Annotated in this window: 15 protein-coding genes; 3 read left to right on the top strand and 12 right to left on the bottom strand. The window is 61.2% G+C overall.

Annotation, left to right across the window (positions count from 1 at the left end):
* Positions 1–3: 3 nt before the first annotated feature.
* Positions 4–2,658 (bottom strand): pyruvate dehydrogenase (acetyl-transferring), homodimeric type, encoded by a 2,655-nt coding sequence (gene aceE, locus Q4577_RS14975; RefSeq protein ID WP_303470489.1) that lies wholly within the window; start codon positions 2,656–2,658, stop codon positions 4–6.
* A 428-nt stretch (positions 2,659–3,086) separates the two neighbouring features.
* Between aceE and Q4577_RS14970 the strand changes: the two genes are divergently transcribed.
* Complete coding sequence (locus Q4577_RS14970) at positions 3,087–4,754, top strand: CHAT domain-containing protein (RefSeq protein WP_303470492.1); 1,668 nt, start codon at positions 3,087–3,089, stop codon at positions 4,752–4,754.
* Between the two features lie 90 nt (positions 4,755–4,844).
* Here Q4577_RS14970 and Q4577_RS14965 read toward each other — a convergent pair whose 3' ends face one another.
* From Q4577_RS14965 to Q4577_RS14925, 9 genes are all read right to left on the bottom strand, one after another.
* A complete protein-coding gene (locus Q4577_RS14965; RefSeq protein WP_303470494.1) occupies positions 4,845–4,976 on the bottom strand; it encodes a hypothetical protein in 132 nt (43 codons plus the stop codon).
* 51 nt (positions 4,977–5,027) lie between these two features.
* Entirely contained in the window at positions 5,028–5,258 is a 231-nt protein-coding gene (locus tag Q4577_RS14960; protein WP_303470496.1) for a hypothetical protein, read from the bottom strand.
* 28 nt (positions 5,259–5,286) lie between these two features.
* Positions 5,287–8,085 carry a hypothetical protein gene (locus Q4577_RS14955; protein WP_303470498.1) on the bottom strand — a complete coding sequence of 933 codons (2,799 nt, stop codon included), beginning with the start codon at positions 8,083–8,085 and terminating at the stop codon, positions 5,287–5,289.
* A 6-nt stretch (positions 8,086–8,091) separates the two neighbouring features.
* Positions 8,092–9,165: a serine protease gene (locus Q4577_RS14950; RefSeq protein ID WP_244691586.1), complete on the bottom strand. Its 1,074-nt coding sequence runs from the start codon at positions 9,163–9,165 to the stop codon at positions 8,092–8,094.
* An 80-nt stretch (positions 9,166–9,245) separates the two neighbouring features.
* Positions 9,246–11,279 carry a caspase family protein gene (locus tag Q4577_RS14945; RefSeq protein ID WP_303470501.1) on the bottom strand — a complete coding sequence of 678 codons (2,034 nt, stop codon included), beginning with the start codon at positions 11,277–11,279 and terminating at the stop codon, positions 9,246–9,248.
* A gap of 62 nt (positions 11,280–11,341) precedes the next feature.
* Entirely contained in the window at positions 11,342–12,784 is a 1,443-nt protein-coding gene (locus Q4577_RS14940) for a patatin-like phospholipase family protein (protein WP_303470502.1), read from the bottom strand.
* A 51-nt stretch (positions 12,785–12,835) separates the two neighbouring features.
* A complete protein-coding gene (locus Q4577_RS14935) occupies positions 12,836–14,212 on the bottom strand; it encodes a HAMP domain-containing sensor histidine kinase (RefSeq protein ID WP_303470504.1) in 1,377 nt (458 codons plus the stop codon).
* Positions 14,209–14,955: a response regulator transcription factor gene (locus Q4577_RS14930; protein WP_303470506.1), complete on the bottom strand. Its 747-nt coding sequence runs from the start codon at positions 14,953–14,955 to the stop codon at positions 14,209–14,211. Before Q4577_RS14930 ends, Q4577_RS14935 begins: the two co-directional genes overlap by 4 nt.
* Positions 14,956–14,968: 13 nt before the next feature.
* A complete protein-coding gene (locus Q4577_RS14925; protein WP_303470508.1) occupies positions 14,969–16,321 on the bottom strand; it encodes a trypsin-like peptidase domain-containing protein in 1,353 nt (450 codons plus the stop codon).
* A gap of 166 nt (positions 16,322–16,487) precedes the next feature.
* Between Q4577_RS14925 and Q4577_RS14920 the strand changes: the two genes are divergently transcribed.
* Complete coding sequence (locus Q4577_RS14920; RefSeq protein WP_303470510.1) at positions 16,488–17,126, top strand: hypothetical protein; 639 nt, start codon at positions 16,488–16,490, stop codon at positions 17,124–17,126.
* A 10-nt stretch (positions 17,127–17,136) separates the two neighbouring features.
* Positions 17,137–19,272: a caspase family protein gene (locus Q4577_RS14915; protein ID WP_303470513.1), complete on the top strand. Its 2,136-nt coding sequence runs from the start codon at positions 17,137–17,139 to the stop codon at positions 19,270–19,272.
* A 113-nt stretch (positions 19,273–19,385) separates the two neighbouring features.
* Here Q4577_RS14915 and Q4577_RS14910 read toward each other — a convergent pair whose 3' ends face one another.
* Entirely contained in the window at positions 19,386–20,051 is a 666-nt protein-coding gene (locus tag Q4577_RS14910; protein ID WP_303470516.1) for a DNA-3-methyladenine glycosylase I, read from the bottom strand.
* A 3-nt stretch (positions 20,052–20,054) separates the two neighbouring features.
* Complete coding sequence (locus tag Q4577_RS14905) at positions 20,055–20,933, bottom strand: NAD(P)-dependent oxidoreductase (protein WP_303470519.1); 879 nt, start codon at positions 20,931–20,933, stop codon at positions 20,055–20,057.
* Positions 20,934–21,150 lie beyond the last annotated feature (217 nt).

Raw genomic sequence — 21,150 nt, 5'->3', positions numbered from 1 at the left:
CGCTTAGACCAGCCGCGGGTTCGGCTTGCCGCCGTCGATTTCGTATTTGGTGAGCGCCTTTTGCAGATCCGCCTTGGAGATCGCACCTTCACGGTGCAGATCGACCATGGCCGCAGCGGCGATGTGATTTGCATCCACCTCGAAGAAGCGGCGCAGGTTCACCCGGCTGTCGGACCGGCCAAAGCCATCGGTGCCCAGCACCGAAAAGCGGTTCGGCACGGCAGCGCGGATTTGCTCTGCGTAGTTCTTCATATAGTCGGTGGCGACAATGATCGGGCCTTTGGCCTGTTTCAATTGTTCGGTCACAAACGGCACCTGTTCGGCCTCTAGCGGGTTCAAACGGTTGTAGCGGGCGCAATCCTGCACGTCGCGGGCCAATTCGTTGAAGCTGGTCGCCGACCAGATGTCAGAGGTCACACCGAAGTCTTCCTTCAGCATTTCCGCCGCTTTCAACGCCTGCACAAGGATCGTGCCGGACCCCATCAGGTTGACGTGTTTCTTGCCCGGTTTCTCGGTCTTGGAGAAGCGGTAAAGACCCTTGATGATGTCGGCCTCTACACCCATCGGCATATCAGGATGGCTGTAGTTTTCGTTCATCAGGGTCAGGTAGAAATAGACGTCTTCCTGATCTTCGTACATCCGTTTCAGACCGTGCTGCACGATCACCGCTACCTCGAACTGGAAGGTCGGGTCATAGCTGATGCAGTTCGGGATTGTGCTGGCAAGGATATGGCTGTGGCCATCTTCATGCTGCAAACCTTCGCCGTTCAGCGTGGTGCGCCCCGCAGTGCCGCCCAGCATGAAACCACGTGCGCGCGAATCGCCCGCCGCCCAAGCCAGATCGCCGATGCGTTGGAACCCGAACATCGAATAGTAGATGAAGAACGGGATCATCGGCACGCCGTGGTTGGAATAAGACGTTGCCGCCGCAATCCAATCGGCCATGGCGCCGGCCTCGTTGATGCCTTCCTGAAGCACCTGACCGGATTCGGATTCCTTGTAATAAGACATCTGATCGCGGTCTTGCGGCGTGTATTGCTGGCCCAGCGGGTTGTAGATACCAACCGAACGGAACAGACCCTCCATCCCGAACGTGCGGCTTTCATCCGGCACGATCGGCACCACGTTTTTGCCGATTTTCTTGTCCCGCAGAAGCGTGGTCAGGATACGGACAAAGGCCATGGTGGTGGAAATTTCACGCTCGCCAGTGCCGGTAAGCTGCCCCTTGAAGGCGTCGAGCGAGGGGATTTCCAGCGAAGGTGAATCGGTGAAACGCTTCGGGAACTCGCCACCCAGCGCCTTGCGCCGGTCTGCCAGATAGGCCTTTTGCGAGTTGTTGAGCGCCACAAACGGGGCTTTGGCCACATCTTCGTCCGACACCGGGATCTGGAAACGATCACGGAAGGCACGCAGCTGTTCCTCGTTCATCTTCTTCTGCTGGTGGGTGGTGTTCTGGCCTTCGCCAGCGCTGCCCATGCCGTGACCTTTGACCGTTTTGATCAAGAGACAGGTTGGCTGGCCCTTGGTGTCAGAGGCTTTCTTGAAGGCGGTATAGACCTTTTCGGGGTCATGGCCCCCACGGCGCAGCGCCCAGATCTGGTCGTCGGACCAGTCTTCGACCAGCGCGGCGGTTTCCGGGTATTTGCCAAAGAAATGCTCGCGGATATACGCACCGTTCTTGGATTTGAACGTCTGATAGTCGCCGTCGACGGTTTCTTCCATCAACTGACGCAGCTTGCCCGATGTGTCGCGCTCCAGCAGGTCATCCCAGCCTTTGCCCCAGAGCAGCTTGATCACGTTCCAGCCCGCGCCACGGAACCCACCTTCGAGTTCCTGAACAATCTTGCCATTACCGCGCACAGGGCCATCAAGGCGTTGCAGGTTGCAGTTGACGACAAAGATCAGATTGTCGAGCTTTTCGCGTGCAGCAAGATCAATCGCGCCACGGCTTTCCGGCTCGTCCATCTCGCCATCGCCAAGGAAGCACCAGACCTTGCGGTCGGCCATGTCGATGTGGCCGCGGTTGTGCATGTATTTCATGAACCGCGCTTGATAGATCGCCATAAGCGGTCCCAGACCCATCGAAACGGTGGGGAACTGCCAGTAATCAGGCATCAGCCAAGGGTGCGGGTAAGACGACAAACCGTTGCCGTTGACCTCAGAGCGGAAATTTTCCAGCTGCTCTTCGGTGATGCGACCTTCCATGAAGGACCGCGCATAGATCCCGGGGATCACGTGCCCCTGAAAGAACACCAGATCGCCGCCGTGGATCGCGGATTTGCTGCGCCAGAAGTGGTTCAGACCAATGTCATACATCGCCGCCGAAGAGGCGAAGCTGGCAATGTGACCGCCATATTCGCTGCTGACCTTGTTGCGGCGCACGACGGTGGCCATGGCGTTCCAGCGGTTGATGGTGCGGATGCGCCACTCCATTTCCAGATCGCCCGGGAATTCATACTGGTCATCGACCGGAATGGTATTCTGGTACGGCGTGGTTGCCGAAAATGGCAATGTGGCACCGGCTGCGCGCGCGCTCTGCACCGCTTTATCAAGCAGGTAATGCGCGCGGTTCGCACCGTCGCGTTCGATCACATCCTCAATGGCGTCCTGCCATTCGCGGGATTCGACCGGATCAATATCGGAGGGCTGGTCTGTCATGTATCCTCTTCCCTTACTGCGCGCCGTGCCGCGCCATTGTTTAACCTTAAACCATCCCGCATGACATCCATAATCCGACGTCGATTTACGGGCCCGTTCTTGGCCTTCGTTTGTTGAGGTGGATCTAGCATACCAGGGTTCCGCTACGTAGACCGGCAAACGCATATCGTTCATGCGCCAGACGCATAGCGGTTAGTTGAACATTAAACTAAATATGATTCGTGCCAGGCCCCCTCCTCTGTTGATGAGAGCGTAACATTGTTGCGAACTAAGACAAAAGGCCGCAGTTACCGCTATCTCCGTAAAGTCGCCTGAACCGAATTTGTCATCGAGAAGGGGCTTTGTCTGGCGGGTGTTTCATGACAAACTGATCACCAGCCTGATGCGCAGACAAACCGGCCTTTCAGCTCCGCGAAACAGGGGATACCATGTTGAAAACATTACTTTGTTCCCTCACCTTCTTGACCTTGATCACCGCCCCTGTGGCGGCGCTGACCCGGGCGGAAATCCGCGATCGGGTGTTTGTTTCGGCCCAGCGCGCCCAGGCGTCCTCTGCCGGCGAAGCTCTGGCCAAGGCCGCCGGACGTATCGCCGCCGGCAGCGCAGGTCTGCAGGCGCTGTTGCGGGAACAACAGGATATTTCCGCCGCCATCACCAAACAACGCGCCAGCCTGGCGGAATATGCGGCCCAACCCGGCGCAGACGCGGAAACCGCCGTCGACCAGTTGCGGGCAAAAATCGAAGCCGGACGCAAGCGGTTGCAATCACTGGACAGCCAACTGACCGCCGAATTCCCGGAATTTCGCGAATTGACCAATCCCGCCCCGCTGGCGATTGCCGAGCTTCAGGCATTGTTGCGCCCGGACGAGGCGCTGGTCATGACATTGACCGAAGCCACATACACCTACACCTGGGCAATTTCCGACAGCGCCAGCGCCTGGACCCGTGCCGAAATCGGCCGTGAGGCGGTTGCCGGGCTGGTCCAGACCCTGCGCGGGCAATTGCGGGTCGAGGTCGACAACCGCGCCGGGCTGTCGCTGAACAAAGACAAGCGAACCGCCCGGGTTGACGGGTTTGATCGCGGTGCAGCGCATGAAATCTACCGCCAGACGCTGGCGCCGCTGGAACAGGTGATTGCCGACAAGGCCCATTTGATGGTGGTCTTTGATGGCCCGCTGACGTCCCTTCCGCCCGCTGTTCTGGTGACCCGCCCGCCGACCGGCGAAGATACCGCGCCCCAGGCGCTGCGCGAGACCGACTGGCTCTTGCGACGTCACGCGCTGACCACCCTGCCCAACGTTTCGGCGTTGCGCTCGCTGCGGCAAGTCAGCCATGCAAGACAACAGCGGGCCGACGCGCCGTCCTTTGTGGGATTTGGCGATCCTCTGCTCGGGTATCGGTTGGTGGCAGACGCGACAGAGGCGCAGAACGATGCCGACAGGATTGTCACCCGGGGCATCTATGAAGATGTGCGCAAGGTCGCCGATCTGGCCCCGCTGCCCAATACCGCGCGCGAATTGCGACGGTTGGCGGCAACGATGGGCGCGCCGGACGACAGTGTTTTCCTTGCCCGCGCCGCCACCGAAACCGCCGTCAAATCGCTGGACATGAGCGGCGCAAATGTGGTGGCCTTTGCCACCCATGGATTGTTGGCCGACGGCCTGCCCGGCCTTAGTGAACCGGCGCTGGTGTTCACCCCGCCGGTGACGCCATCCTCACAGGACGACGCGCTGTTGACCGCATCAGAGGCGGCGCAACTCAAACTCTCTGCCGATTTGGTGATCCTGTCGGCCTGTGACACCGCCGGATCGGATGGCACGCCGGGGGCCGAAGGGCTTTCGGGTTTGGCGCGGGCCTTCATCTATGCGGGCGCGCGGGCCATCCTTGTGTCGCATTGGCCGGTTGATGATTATGCCGCTTCGGTCCTGACCACCGGCATGCTGGACCGGATGTATGCGCCCGATGCCCGCGGCCGGGCCGTGGCGCTACAGCAGTCAACGTTGGACATCCTCGATGACACCAGCGAAGATCGCTTTGCCCATCCGCGCATCTGGGCGCCGTTTGTGGTGGTTGGCGAGGGCGGCCTCGACGGCTGATCGCGGTTTGCGCATGGGGTGCCAGCCCCAGTACAGCACATCGCAGGCAACGACACAGCGGCATTATTCCGGCAGTGACTACATCAGATCCTAGCCAATCGCCGCCTCTGTCGCGGCGCGCAGGCGAAAGGTTCCCGCCACATCGGTCGCGGTCAGGGCGTTGTCCGCAGCCCATTGGAAATAGAGATCATTGGCCAGCGTCACATCGCCAAGCCCGCGCATCACCCGCCAGGCGGATGAATAGCGCGTCAGGAAATCCGCCCGGATCGCACGCTAATCGCTGCTGTCCAACAAGGTGACAACCCGCGACAGACGATACAACGCCAGACCGTGATAGGCATGCAGCCCCGGATCATCGCGGCTGTCTGTCACTGCGGCGCGCAAGATCAGCTCGGCCTGTTCCAGATCGCCCTGCCGATCCAATGCAGCGCCCAGCCCACCAGCCCCGCGCGACCGAACAACAGAAGCATCACCGCCAAACCAGATCCCGCGCCCAAGGCCCACCCGAATGTGCGTTTGGGCCCGGCGCGGTTCATTGCGGATCAGGCGGCAATGTTTGGGCGTAATCCCAACCGATCAGCGCCTCCCAATCGGCGCGAAGACGAAATCCGTCGGGGTCCACCCCCTCTGCCCCGGAAGACGCCCGGATCGAGGCCAGCCATTCGACATAGATGTCATTGCTGTACATCATATCCAACAGCCCCTCTCCGGTCGCATCATTCCAGTAATTCGCAATCGCGCGCGACCAGTAGAGGCTGGATTGCTGCAACCGCCAGTCCAGATCGGAATCCTCCATCACCAATGCGGCGCGATCCAGCGTTGCAAGAATTTCCGAAAGTTCGGCGTAATTGGCCAAAGAATCCGCCTTGATCCGCAGCAATCCCACCTGATCCATCGGTGTGAAACGCGCAAAAACCTCTGGGTCATCCAATACGGTATCCAGAAAGGCCACGACCTTGTGGTCGTTGTTTGTCCGATCCTTGAGCGCAAGCGCGGTATTTTGATAGATCTCGCCAATCAGATCCAGCCGGGCGGTGCGCGGATCAATCGCCTTCAACGCTTCTTGCGCGATGGAATGCGCTTCGTCGACACGGCCCAATTCGCGCAACATGCGGGATTGCCGCGCCAGCAGAAAGGAATTCACATCCTCGCGGAAATAGGGGGATGCCCGCAGCGTCGCGGCAGTTTCGCGCAGCCAATGCAAGGATTCCTCGCGATTGCCACGCCAGCCATGCGCATTGGCCAGCCCGAATTGCGTCGCGGCCAGCATCGAATGATCGCGCGGCACAGAGCCGCCGATGCTGGCGACCAAGGTGCCCAATTCGACCATGGCCTCATCCGAAAAAATGCCCTTGCGCGAATTCAGCACCTTGACCAGCCGCAGATAATCCCGCGCCAGGGTCATGGTGGGATAGGTCTTGAGCGCGCTCAACGTATCCGCCAACAAAGCTTCGTTCAGGGCCTCGTCCATATTGCCAAAGGACATTTCCATGATGACCGTGGCGGCATAGATGTCCCAGATCCCGGTTGTCCGCGTGCGGCCATATTCGGCGAACCAAATCTCCAGGATCGCCTGCATTTCGGCGTAATGGCTCAACCGGAAATGTTTGAACGCCAACAGCGCATGATAAAGGCTGCGTTCCCCATCCGTCATGTTCGGCAACCGCGCCCGCATCCGGTCCAGCGCGCCCTGTGCGGTTTCCGGTTCATGGCCCGTGCCCCAGACCTTGGCGATCACTTCGATCTGATCAAAAATCAGCGCATTGGCCGCAACGCCACCGCCGTTGGTGGTGCGCGCGGTGCGCCGGGCCCGGTCAAGCAGCGTCAGGCTTTCGTGGTATTTGCCGATCACCGCCAGATAGAGCGCCCGGTTCAATTGGTATTCGATGGTTTCGGAACGGCCCTCGTCCTCGAACCGCGCCAGCACCGCATCCAGCGCCAGATAATTGCCTTCGAAGAACAGGCGCAGCACATCGGCGCCGTCAGGGGCAAGGTCAAACTGGACCGCATCAATCGCCCCCAGTTCCGAGGCAAAGGCAAAATCCTTCATGCCGGGATGATCGAGGTCGATGTATTTGCGCACCCCCCGGGCCACCCAGTGGTTGGCACGATCAACGCTGCGCACCTCGGCATAAGCCTCGCGATAGAGCCGCTGCGCATCATCAATATCTTCGAGGAATTTGGCAATATGCGCCTGCTGCGTCAGGAACCGCGCGATATAGACAGGCTCTGCACCGGTTTGGCGGGCCAGCGCGATTTCATCCTCAAAGAACTGATACCCCTCTTGCGGGTCGCGACCATAGCGCAGCACCTGACCGAGATACAGAATGTTTTCATTCAGATCGGTGCCGGTGATGCCGACGTCACGGTAATAATCATATTCCTGTTGCAGATAGCCAAGCGCAGTGTCCCATTCACCGGATTCCGCCATCAAGACGCCCAGATAGCCCCGGAACCCCGCCACGCGACGCAGGTCGATATCTTCGGCGGCGGCGGTGGCCGCCACCAGATTGCGGGTGCGGCGGATGGCACGTGGCATGTCGCCCTGCCGTCTCTTGTCATTCACAATATCGCGGTAATTGAGGATCAGCGCCTCTTCCAGGGACACCAGCCAGTCGCTGCTCCATTCATTAAGAAAGGCCGAAGTGATCTCATCCCGGTCGTCGCGGTCAAGATCGGTCACAGCCATGCCAAGATGGTAAAACGCCAGACCATGAATCCCGGCCAGTTCCGGTCTGCCACGGCTTTCGGCGACGGCATTGCGCAGGATGATCTCTGCCTCTGGCAGCCGGACCTGCATCCGCAGCGCCGCCCCCTGCAACGCGCTGGCCGCGATACGATAGGGATGATCGGGAAATCCGTCTGACGACAACCCGGTGGCAACCGAAGCGGAAAACCGCAGCACCTCGGACCAATCGCGTTGTTCATAATTGTAATAGGCCAAACCGAGGTTCGGGTAATGTTTGGAAAGGCCGGGGTAGTCATGTTCGTAGGTGATTTGATTAACCCGGTCGAGAATTTCATAGGCCGCAGTCATGTCGCCCTGTTGCGCCAGCTTGATGCCCTTGTCGACATCGGCCAGCACCTCGTTCGGGGTCGGCAGCCCCGGTTCCGGCGGCACATCCCCGGCATCATTTGCATCCTGCGCCGCCAAAGGTGCCGCCAGCAGCATCAGGATGACACATCCCCGCCGCAGCCCCGTCATCGCCCCACGGCACATGCCCGTGACACCGCCCATGACACCGCCCGCCGCGCGCGGCGAAACACCGGCGCAAAAAAGCCGGGCCAGAACGATGCTGGCCCGGCAAAGGATATGCGTAAGGCGCCCCATGTCGTCTTAGTTGGCGCTGATGGTCTGGTTCAGCCAAGGCACGAATTTCGAAGCCTTGGTATAAACCGAGAAATAAGCGTCTTCGGCGCAGGTGGTCGATCCATTGCCCACCAGACCCCAGCTGACAACACCGGCCTGAATATAGCTGCCGTCGTCCAATGGCACGACCAGCGGACCGCCGGAGTCGCCCTGGCAAGAGGTCTTGCCACCTTCGAAAGTACCGGAACACAGCATGTTAGGCGACAGCGGCAGCGGCGCACGCGCCAGCATTTCCTGCCAGACTTCATCGGTTTGCGATTGATCCAGCTGGAACACATTTGCAGCCTCGACCAGACGCGGCGCGGCAAAGTTGGCGCGGGCCTCCATCATCGCGTTGTTACAGGCTTCGCGCGACAGGATCTGAATTTCCGCCTGCATCATCACGTCGGTGCGTTTGGCACCATTCACCAGACCCCAACCGGTCACGATGGTCGGGATACCCTGTTGGTCGATGACCTCGCCAAATTCGGAATCCGGGACATTGATCGTCTGGTAAGACACGGTTGGTGTGCTCGCCAGTTTGATCAACGCAATATCGTTGTTGAACAGACGCGGGTCATATTCCGGGTGACGGAACACCCCGGCAACGGCCACGCGTTCCCCCGCGCCATCGGCAATGGTGTTGGTGCCGACCAGAATGTCGAACTGGCTGGGATCAAGCAGGAAATTACCGCCGTTGCCATCGGGCATGAACACGCAATGCGCCGCGGTCAGCACCCAGTTGTCGAGCACCATCGAGCCGCCACAGAATTGGGCGTCGGGGGTTGTTGGCTGGCCTGCCACCATCAGCGCAACCTGCCAGGGCCATGCGCCGTCGCCGGCCACTTCGCCGCCGACCACACGGTCGCCTGCGGCCTCGGCTGCGGCCATCTGTTCGTCCAGCATTGTGCTTTTGGCATCAGAAGAGGCAAAGGCAAATGGGTTGGCCTTGTTCGGGTCGGCCATCATCCCGTCTTCGCTGTTGTCCTGAGCCATGGCGGTGCTGCTCAGGGTCATCAACCCTGTCAAAGCAGCAGCCAGAAAGGTTTTGGTGTGGGTCATAGCAATCAATCCTATGTTTATTGAGTATGGAATATGGTTCGAACGGGCAGAGCCCCGTGCTGTTGTTGTGTTGTTGTTGGTTAATCGGGCTCCAGTTTGATGGAAAACCGCGTCACTTCCAAGGCCGACATGGCGCCGGGCAATGTCAGGTTGCGGGTCGCAGCATCCGGCAGGGACGCCTGCAAAAGCCAGGACACGCTGCCAGAGGCCTCTTTCGGGATGGCGCGGGTCGGGGCGGGATCGGCCAGGGCGGTCAGCACCGTGCGCGGCGACATGTCCTTGGCCGGGACCGCAAGCACCAGAATTTCCTCTACCCCGTTTCGGGCGGGTTCAGGGTTCTGGACCAACAGGCCGACCTCGATCTCTTCGTCAAAACCGACGCGGTTCGACAGGCCCTGTTCCGGCCAGATCGCGGTGATGCGATTGTCGGCATCAATATAAAGTACGGTCACATCCCGGGGCGTGTTGGACGGATTATGCACGCTGAGCCAAAGCTGATCGCAATGGGTGACCACCACGGTTTTCGACACAGGGCGTTCGTCCTGCACCGCGCCGGTGTCGCAGGCGGCATCCGGGTCGGTGACGGCGATGTGGCTCAGCCGGTATTTCGGACCAAAGCCCGAAAGCGACAGCCCGGTGCGCCCGGACGAGACCTGGGACACCGCCGCGCGCAACCTCAAAGTGCGCGCGGCACGATCCAGGAAATCATGAAGGTTCGCCGGGTCGCTGGCGCGCGGCGCGCTGTCGGCCCCTGCCCCGTCGACAACCCCGTCGCGCCCGGCCAGTGCAAGCGCACCCCCCGTCAGCACAAGGGTGAATTCCGCCGGGCCGGCCTCGCTCCACTGTACGCCATCGGGCGCGGCGGCGGCGCGCAGGCGGGCAATCTCGGCCAGAAAGGCGCTATAGTCGGCGCCGTCGGCCACAATCGGCCCGGCAATGCGCAGCGGATCCGGGCGGCCCGGCGTTTTCAACCGGGCAAATCCCCGCCCCGGCACGCGGGTTGCGCTGGTAAGAGTGGCGGATGTCGGCGTGACACCGGTCACCGTCACCTCGGCCAAAAGCGTGCCGCCGGGGCTGTCGAGGACCTCGTAAACCGCGCCGTTCTGGACCCCTTGAAGACTGCCGGATTGCAACTTTCCACCTGTCAGGCGGATCGCGGCGGGCACCGGTTCGGTTTGCCCCAACACCGCGCTGGCCAGCAATGTGCCTTCGGCATCCGGTGTTTGGGTGGCCGGGGAATTGGCATTCATTTCCGCCATCGCATTTTGCAGCACATCGCCCCAGGTCAGCGCCGCGCCGCTTTCCAATGCGCCAGCCACGGTGCGGGTAAAATCACCGTACCAATTGGCGTCATCAGCCGGGTCGCCCATCGGGTATTCAAACGCCCGCTGGTTGGATTGTGCCGCATAAAGAAAGACAAAATCGCCGGTCAGCGGTGCCGCCGGTGGCAGCGTCTCTGTGACCTCTGGCAGATCCGCGGGCAGACCGTCGGGCAGGTTCAGCAGCGCCGGCGCAATGTAACGCGCGACCGGCGCGGCGGGATCATCGGGCAAAGCGCGAAAACCGGTTTCGGAATGACAGGCATCCAGCATCGCCACCAGTTGCGCACCGGTATCAAGAATGGCCTGCATCTTTGTCGTCAGCTCATCATCGACAATGGCGTTTTCCACCATGCCCGCCGCACCGGACCAGCCGCGCGCATCCACGGGCAGAAAAATCTCGTCAAAACCACCCTGTTCATCCCCGTTGGCGTCGGGCATCTGGGTGCCGTGACCGGAAAAATAGAACACGGCATGGGTGGCATCCGTCGCGGTGGACGCCAGAGCGTCCAGCCCGGACAGGATCGCATCACGGGTTGGCAGGCCGGCATTGGCCACGCCTTCGGGCAATTGCGCCGAAGGGTCGGCCAGCACGGTAATATCCGCCGCATGTGCACCGCGCGCAATCAGCGCCCGCGCCATCAGCCCGACGTCATTGGCCGGACCGCGCAGATCAGCGTCCAGATATTGATAGTCCGAGACCCCAACCAGAAGCGCGCGGATCTCGGCGTTGGCCGGGGCCGCAAGCCCACAGGTCAGGGCAAGAAAGGATATATGCAGGATGCTTCGTGTCATGACGTTAATCTTGTCCGATTTCGCCGTCCCATCAAGCCTCTCTGCCACACTGACCGCATTTGTCATTCTTTCCGCAAGGGGGCGATACGGCGCGGACCGGGACCGGGGCCGCGCGCCAACAGCGGATCGGTTTCGACATAGCCGGCCGCGCGCAGGAACCCCTGAACCTGAGCATTTGCTCGCGTAGACAGACGGCCAGCCTGGATCGATTTGTCCACCTGATCCACCTTCAGGCGCAGTCGTGTGGGAATTTCGTCCAGCTCACTGCGCATCTCGCCCGGCAACCCCCGGAACGAAACCTGCCCGACAAAGAATTTCACATCCCGGCAATCCCAGCCCTTGGAACTTCCGCGCAGCCGCCGCACCTCTGCCGCGCCAAGGCTGCAACGATAGCTCACCAGATCACGTTCCCAATCAGAGATTTGCAGCCGCATCGCATCATAGCCGGTGCGCGACGCCGCCCCCATGGAGGCATTTGCAATCGACATCGCAAGCTGCACCCCGCCCGGCCCGCGCAGCCGCGATGTCCACCCCAGATCGCGCCGCGTCCCGGCATCCGCCACCAGAAACAGCGCGCGTTTCATCTTGACCGCTTCGGCGGGCGTCAGCGGCGCATAGGGGTTTTCGGCGCGGGCGCGTTCCACCGCCAAACCGGTGGTGCCGAAATTATCGGTGATGCCACCGTCCAGCAGCTTCAGGTATTTCACATCCTTGCCGGTGGCATAACTTTCCAACGCCTCGGCATGGGCGACCATGGCCGCCGTGGCCTCGGGGTTGTGACGCGCAGCGGTCAGCCAGTCGGGTTCGGTGTAATCACATTTGCCGGAATGCGCCTCAAGCACGATGGGCGAAAACACCAGCGGAAAGGCCGCCGACGCCGCAACCGCATCCGACAGCGGAAATTTCGACAGATCGGAACAGAGCGCATCAAAGGTTTCGGGGCTGAACAGAAAGGTGACCTTGTTGGCGACATCGGTGGCGTTGATCCAGGTCTTGATATGGGACCGCCGCGCCATATCGCCGAATGTTGCACCCTGAAAAAGCACCTCGTCCAGATACCGACCAAAAGTGCGCCGCCCATTGGCCCCGCCGGACAATCCCCGCACCAGCGTCATCGGGTTGAGCGGCGAATTGGCCATGTATTTTTCGGCATTGGTGATCAGATATTTCTCGCGATAGCCATCGACCGCGGGCGGCCCGTACAGACCGAAATGCGCCGCCGTCACCGACCCACCGGACACGCCGGTGACCAGACGCACATCAGACAGCACGCCATAGGGGTTCTGATCGGACCGCGACAATGCGCGCAATTCCTCTAGCACGCCATGCGCAAAGGCCGAGGCCCGCATGCCGCCACCGGAAAACGCCAGCCCGACATAGACCTCGCCCTCCGCAGACGGATCAATGCCGACAAACGGTGGATTCCCCCCATCCGCACCCCCAGCAACCAAGGCCAGGTTCAGCGGTTTATTCAATGCAGCGCAGCTGGCCAGAGCAAGCTTCAAGCCCACCATCAAACCAAGCGCTGCAACCCCCCTTCGAAGCATGAAATTCGCTCACGAATCAATTAATTGCCCGTCAAGCTTAGGGAATGCGATGGTAATGGCAAAACCTTTCGGTTTGCGCGGCAGATCCAGCTTGGCACCATGGCGGGCAGCGATCGCCTGAACCAGGGCCAGACCAAGGCCATGACCGGCCTTGTCACGATCGCGTTCGGCCCGTGTGAAACGTTCGAAAAGATCATCCTGAAGATCGGCCGGCACGCCGGGGCCGGTGTCCGACACTTCCAGAATGTGAAAACCCCTAATGTCGCGAGCGGTCAGGGTGATGGTGTCGCCGGGGTTGCAGAACTTGATCGCATTATCGAGCAGATTGGACATCAACTGGGCCAACAGCGACCTGTCGCCCAGCATGTGCAGACCCGGCTCTGCGCCGAACCGGCAGGTCAATCCGGCTTCTTCCGCCACCGGTTCATAAAGATCAAACACCTCTGCCGCGACTTCGCCAAGGTCCAGCGGCACCAGACCGGGGCGCTGCCCCTGTTCGGCCAAAGCGCCGGAAATATCCAGAAGTGCGTCGAAAATGCGGATCGTTCCGCGCAGTTCGCCGCGGATATCGGCCACCAGCTCTGGCTGGCCCTCCAACTTGTCCAGCTTCTGCTGAATGCGGTTCAGCGGCGTGCGCAGCTCATGCGCGATGGCATCGGACAACCGGTTGGTCGCGGCGTTGAGGTTCTGAATACGGTCCAGCATCGAATGCATGTGGTCTTCGAGCGCGCCGAATTCATCCGGGCTGCGCACACCGGGCAGTCGCGCCGCAAGATCGCCCCCCGCCACCCGGTCGGCCAGATCATTGACCGCATCAATCCGGCGCAGCACCAACCGCGAGACAAACCCACCCGTTACAGCCGCCATCCCGACCAGCGCCAGGGCCATCCACAGGATCGTGCCGCGCATCTGCGACAGGGTATCAGAGGTCAGCGTATTGGCCCGCGCCACCAGCAGCGGAAAGCCCCCCGGCAGCACCCGCGCCACACCATTGTATTCCACCCCACCGGCAGGAAGCGTGAAGGTGCGCGGCGCATCTTCGCTGACGCCGCCGGCCATCGCGGGCAGATCCCGGGGCCAATCCGCGAGGTTCCCGGCCAGGGTGGTGCCGTCGCGATCCTGCAACAGATACAGCGCCTGACCCTGTGATGTCTGGGCGGCGCGATCGACAATTGCCTGACGCAGCGCCGGAATGCGGCGCTGGTCGTATAATTCGGCAAAACTGTCGATGTCGGATTTCAACAGCGCATCTTGCTGCCGTTCCAGCGCAAGCGACGCAGTACGGTATTGCACCGCCATCGCCAAAAGCGCCATGAACAGGACAAGACCGGCAATCGCCAGTGTCAGCCGCAGGCTGGCAGAGCGCGCCAAACGCATCGGCTTCATGCATGCCCCCGGTTCGGATCAAAGATATAGCCTTCGCCGCGCGCGGTATGGATCACCGGGCGGCCCGCCGCCGTGTCCAATTTGCGGCGTAACCGGCCAACATGCACATCCACCACATTGGTTTGCGGGTCGAAATGCAGGTTCCAGACATGTTCCAGCAGCTGCATCCGTGTCACCACCTGCCCGGCGTTGCGCGCAAAATAGGTGATCAATTCGAACTCTTTCGGGCTGACAGCAACATGGTCGTTTTTGACATGCACGGTGCGGGCCTTCATCCGAATTTCCAGATCGCCAAAGGCAATCAGGTCATTGTCCAACACCGTCATTTCCTGCCGCCGTAACAAGGCCCGCAATCGCGCGCGCAGCTCTTCGGGATCGAATGGTTTGGCAAGATAGTCGTCGGCGCCTTTTTCCAGGCCCTCGATCTTGTTCGCAGCGCGGCCCAGCGCCGACACCACAAGGATCAGCGCCGTCGACCCGCCCGCGCGGATCTTGGCAATCGCGTCCACACCGTCACCGCCGGGCAGCATCCGGTCAAAGATGATGACGGCAAAATCGGCCAGCCCGGCGGCCTTTACCCCATCGCCATAGCTGCGCATCACGATGGCCTCGCAGCCCAGATCCGCCACGGCATCCGACATGGCGCGCGCGGCGGCGGCATCGTCTTCGACGATCAGAATACGGCGGGGTTTCTCGGCCAGTTGATCTTGGTCGTTGTCCAGAGTCATAACCTCATGTGTCATCGTTGTCTCCTGATCAAAGTGTAATCACAACGGGGTCAAGCACAACCGCCCCGCCGATGGGGCGCATCCCCTGTTCATTTGAAAACGGATCAAAGACCACATGCCGGGTCTGACCGCCTGCCCCCCGCACAAGAAGGACAACAGGCCCCTCAATCTCTGGCCACACAAAACCTGCGTCGCCCACCGGCACACCGTCGATTGCCAGAATTTCATCGCCCACCGACAATCCCGCCAGATAGGCCGGGCTGGTCGGGGCCAGTTCGCTGACCCGGCGACCGCGCAGGATAACCCCCAGATCCTTCAGCGATGTACAGCGTTTGCCCGGCACCGGCGCGACATGGTTCAACAAGGCGGCGGTCGGCGCGCCCAACACATAGCTGCCAGAGGAAATCAGGCTGTCGCCTTCGATGATGAATTTCAGCGTCACAAGGAATTTATCCTGCCCCCGCATCAGGGTGACATCGGATTGCGACCCCGTGCGGTCGTCGATGAACAGGGCGAAATCGCCCTCGCGCTGGATCGCCCGGCCATCAATGGCCAGAATGATGTCACCGGCGCGAATACCGGCTGTGTCCGCCGCACTGCCCGGCACGACATAATCCACCAACAGCCCCATGCGATCCGCGATCCCCAGCGCTTCGGCAATCATGCCGTCGACCGGACGCAGGCGCAGGCCAATCACCGGAACATCCTGCAAGACGCCGTCGAACGTGGCCTCCAGCAGCGCGGCCGGCAACGCATAAGACAGGCCGGCGTAGAACCGCGAATTGCGCACCAGCTCGGCGTTGATCCCCAGCAGATTGCCATCACAATCCACCAGCGCCCCCCCGGATGACCCGACATTGATCGCCGCATCATGCTGAATCAGATACACCGGAACAGCCGGATCAATCTGACGCCCCTTGGCGGATATGATGCCGCCGGTCAGGGTTTGATCGGCCTCGAACGGCGCACCAATGGCAAAGACCGGTTCGCCCAGCGCCAGTTCCGTCCTGCGCAGGGCCAGCCCCCGGCCAAGGATGGCCTCGGCCAGTTTGACAAAGGCCACATCGCGCGCAGCATCCAGGATGACAACCTCGGCAATCACTTCCAAGCCAAAGGCATTGCGCAGCCGCACCCGGCGCCGCTCGCCAACCACATGCGCGGCGGTGACGGCAAAACGGCCATCGTTCCACAACACCGCCGAGCCAAGAAACCGCCGGTCACGATCCGCCCCCGCCACCACCAATGTGGCCGCCATCGCGCGTTTCAATCCCGCCTGATCCGGGCGGCACAATGCCGTCGCCCCCGCCGGTATCGTCAGGGCCAACAACGACAAGAACGGCAGGATATATCGCATCTGCCGGGTGAGTTTCAGGGTCTGCATCAAATGCTCCTCTGGGGAAATCTTGGTGCAGTGAAGGTAAGTGTGCCAATGTCGCAAGGCACATGAAAAGACCTGTTAAGTGCAGCAATGCCACAAGAAACCCTTTGAAAATGGGGGCCGCGCCCGCAATATCCCCCACAAGATATTTCGCAGAGGAGGCATTTCGATGTTCCGTTACCTGACTGCCGCAACGGTTGCTTGTGGCTTTTTATCCGCGCCCGCCCTGGCCGAACGCAGCACCGCGCAAATCGCGGCCTTGTCGGCGGAGTTGTTTCTGGCCGGGATCGAAGCCGAAGATCCGCTGTTGCTGTTGGCGGCGGCCAAACTGCGCAAATCGGTCCCCCTGAGCAAGGTCGCGCGCCAACCGGCCAAGGACATGCCACCGCCTGAGGGGCTTGACGATGTCGCGCCCATGGGCTGGCAGGACATCCTTGATACCGCAATTGCCATGGCCCCCGCCGACACCATCCTTGTTGGTCTGGCCGAGGACATCCGTGCAGAAAAAGACAAAGGCGTGTCCAGTGGCCAAGTCTATTCCATCACCTCGATCCGCAATGGCGGCACCGACACCTATCCGGCGATGACCTATCGCGGCGGCGAATATGCCGACGTCTATGTCGAAGGCACAGGCGCCGCCGATCTCAACCTCTTTGTCTATGATGCACAACAGCGGCTGGTCTGTTCTGACACCGACATTTCCGCGATCGCCCATTGCGGCTGGACCCCGGCGCAAGAGGCGGCCTTTACCATCGTGGTGCGCAATCGCGGGCGTGCCCATTCCGGCTATTCCCTGATTACCAACTGAGGAGATGGTGATGAAACGGACCGCAAGCGCGCTGGCCATTCTGGCCCTTCTTACACCGGCAACCGCATTAGCGCGCGAGGCACATGCGCTGTTGATCGGGGCCTCCACCTATCCGGCGCTGGACAAACGGTTCTGGCTAAAGGGGCCGGCCAATGATGTGGATCTGGTGGCGCAATATCTGGCCAGCAATCCCGCCCTGCCGTTCGACCCCAACAACATCACCGTACTGGCCGATGGCCGCGCAGGCGCCCAAGCTCCGACACTGGCCGCAATCCGCGCCGAATTTGCAGAGCTGACCGCCGAAGTCGCGGCCGGCGATTTTGTCTATCTGCATTTTTCCGGCCATGGTTCGCAAACCCCGGCGGCGGATCCGTCAACCGAACTTGACGGCCTGGACGAGATATTCCTGCCGGTGGATGTGGGCCCGTGGAACGACACCATAGGCCAGGTCGAAAACGCATTGGTCGACGATGAAATCGGCGCGATGATCGACGGGTTGCGCGCCCGCGGTGCCGATGTCTGGGTGGTGTTTGACAGCTGCCATTCCGGCACGGCAACACGCGCCGCGCCCAACGACGAAGAAGTCTACATGCGCCAGCTGCCCGCCGGTGCCCTGCATATTCCGGCCGATGTCATGGCCGCCGCCGAGGTCCAGTCGCGCAGCCTTCCCAACCAAGCCGCCCCCGACCCCAGGGACCGCGACGCGCCGCCGGTTGTCTCAACCACACCCGACGGCGACAAGATGGGCAACCTGGTGGCCTTCTTTGCGGCCCAGACCAATGAAACAACCCCGGAAAAGAACATGCCCAAAGGCCAGGCCGACCGCCGCCTGCAAGGTGTGTTCACCTATACGCTGTTCGAAACCCTGGCCGAACGCCCCGGCATCACCTACCGCCAACTGGCCCAGGAAGTGCTGCGCAAATACGGCACGCAGAACTTGGCCCGCACGACACCCCTGTTCGAAGGCAACCTGGATCTGCCGGTCTTTGGCCGCACCATGGGCGACCGTATCCTACAATGGGGGGCGACGCGTGACGGCGATGCCTTGCGTCTTGCCGCCGGGCAATTGCACGGGCTGCACAATGGCACCGAATTGATCCTGCTGGCCTCTCCCGCCGACAATGACGATCAGGCCTTGGCGCGGTTCACCGTGACCTCCTCTGACACGTTTTCTGCCAAGGCCGCTGGCGTTTTCGATCTCGACGCCCTGCCCCCCGGCGCAGTGCTGCGCAAGGTTGGCACAGTTCTTGACCTGTCGTTGAACGTCGCCCTGCCTGCACCGGGATCGGCCCCCGCCGCCGCGCTGGACGCCGCGCTGGCGATCATCCGCGAGGCCGGCCTGACCGGGCCGCGCATCCGGTTTGTCCCCGCCGGCGACCCGCAGGCCGATGTGCGCCTCGCGGTTTTCGCCGACAGCCCCCGGCCCGATGCGCTCTGGTTCATGACCGCCCCCGGCATTGTGGATATCGGCGAATTGGCCAATGTCCCATCGGTATCCACCGGTGACAAAACCGCGGGTGAACTGGCGGATGTCGTCGCCACAAATCTGCTGATCATGTCGCGCGCACTGAACCTGATGAAGGTCGGGGCCGCAACCGCCGGGGCCACAGCGGTCGAGGTCGAGGCCGACCTGGTGCGCGGCCGATTCGATACCAGCAGCGAAAGCGTTGCCCCCGACAGTCGACAGCCGCTCAGCGGGGCCCAGGTTCCGCGTATGGTGCCGAATGACACCATCGGCTTGCACATCAGCAATACCACCAAAGGCCCGGTGGATTTCAACATTCTCTACATTGGCTCGGATTATTCGATCAGCTTCATGGACAATGGCCGGATGCAACCCGGCGACACCCTGGACGAAGATTACATCCTGATCACCGACTCCAGCTTCGGACGAGAGCGGGTGATCGTGGTCTTTTCCCCCGCCGAACCGCATTCCGAGGTCGAAGACCTGTCCTTCCTCGAACAGGCGGCAATCGAACGCACCCGCACCGCCGCGATCACACATAAAAGCGGGTTGAACTCATTGCTGGACGAAGCCGGATTTGGCGACACCACCCGCGCCGCAATCTCCCTGTCGCGCAAAAAGAAAACCCCGGACCCGGTGCCCTTGTTTCTGCAATTCGAACTGGAAACCGTCAGACCCTGACAGATACGCCCCCAAAGGGCCTTTCATCTGACCCAAAATATCCCGGGGGTGAGGCCAAAGGCCGAGGGGGCTGGCCCCCTGTCTTTTCTGGCCTTTCCCCGCCTTTTGCCGGGTCAGCCGATGCTCATCGCCAGCACACGGCTGATCTCGGTCAGCGACCGCCCCGACTCTGCCGCCCATTGATCAAACGCCTGCTGCACAGACCGCATCGCCGATTTCGAGGTCGGCGTCTTGTCCACCACACCTTCGGCGACCAGCCGCGCCACCACATCGCGCGACAGGACAAAGCCGTCGCGGCCCATGAACCGCATGCTGTATTGCCCGGTCGACGCCCCCAGCCGCGAGCCGCGTTTTTTCAGCATGTCGAGCAGGCCGATGTAATCGGAATTTGGCCAGGCGCCCAGAACATGGCCAACACCGCCCTCCTGACGCAACTCCAGAAGAAAGGCCGCGTTGTCGCGCACCGACTGGATCTTGGCACCATGGCGCACGATCCGCGTATCCGTCAGCAAGGCGTCGAATGTCGCGTCATCCATCAGCGCATTGCGCCCGACATCAAATCCGTCAAACGCCTGTTCGAATCCCGGCCATTTGGTTTCGATCACCGTCCAGCTCAACCCGGTGCGAAAGATATTGCGCGACATCTCTGCCAACCAGCGATATTCGGGAATCACCGCCAGTTCCTCTGGTGATTTGGGTTTCGCCAAATGGGCCTCTAGCGCCTCTGCACCGCCCTTGCGTGCGGCGGACAGTGCAAAGATCTGATCGAAACTGCGCATGGCTCAGCCCAACACGTCGCGCCAGCTGTGTTCCGGCTGAAACCCCAACAGGTCTTTGGCCTTGGCGTTTGAATACATGCTGTCATGGCCGGACATCGCACGTTTGACCGGCACATCCGCATAAAATTGCGCCCGTACCTCTTCGTTTGTCAGGCCGGTGGACAGGTCATCATTGGCGACGTTGAACACCTCATATCCCAATCCATCGGTCTTCAGGCACCGTTCCACCATCTGCCCCAGATCACGCACGTCGATATAGCCAAAGATATTGCGCCGCCGCAGGGCCGGATCGGCGACAAAGGCCGGGAAAGCGCGTTGGTATTCATCAGGAGTGATCACATTGTTGATCCGCAGCCCGTAGATGTCGATGCCAGAGCGGGCCTGAAACGACCGGCCGCAGGCCTCGTTACAGACCTTGGACATGGCATAGCTGTCATGCGGCAAGGTCGGGTGTTCTTCATCGACCGGGATATAGTCCGGCAATTTTTCGCCCTGGGCAAAACAAATGCCATAAGCAGTTTCGGAGGAGGCAAAAATCACCTTGGGAATGCCCAATTTCACGGCTGCCTCCAGCACGTTGTAGGTCGACAGCGTATTGACGCGGAACGTTTCGCTATCGGGTTTGATCAGGATGCGGGCCAAAGCCGCGAAATGCACCACCGCATCGAATTGCGGCTTTTCCGGCAGGTCCAGCTCATCAAACCAGGAGTACCCCGACAGCGCATTGAACACCTGACCGCTGTCGGTCAGATCGATGCTTTGATTGTCGGGGATCTGGGGCGCATTCAGATCAAGGTTCAACACCCGATGGCCGCGGCTGCGCAACCAGGGCACGATATGGCTGCCTGCTTTTCCGGTGCCGCCTGTGAATGCAATACGCATGGTATCCTCCCTTAAATGTGCAAGGCCATAATGCGTTTCAGGCCCCGGGTTGCAAGGCATGGGTTGAAAGGCGTGGGTCGCAGAGCATGAGTTGCGAGGCATGGCAGGCAAGACGCGTTCCGCGGTTGCCTTGGCGGGATCTGGTGGCTGGTCCGCAATGCCCGCGTGCGTGGTCGCGCCACCGGATGGGGGGCCAGCCCCCAAGGCCCCCAGGGAT

Origin of the sequence: Marinovum sp. 2_MG-2023, from assembly GCF_030548265.1 — a bacterium.
Classification (GTDB): Bacteria; Pseudomonadota; Alphaproteobacteria; order Rhodobacterales; family Rhodobacteraceae; genus Marinovum.
This window is presented reverse-complemented; position numbering and strand designations above follow the sequence as displayed.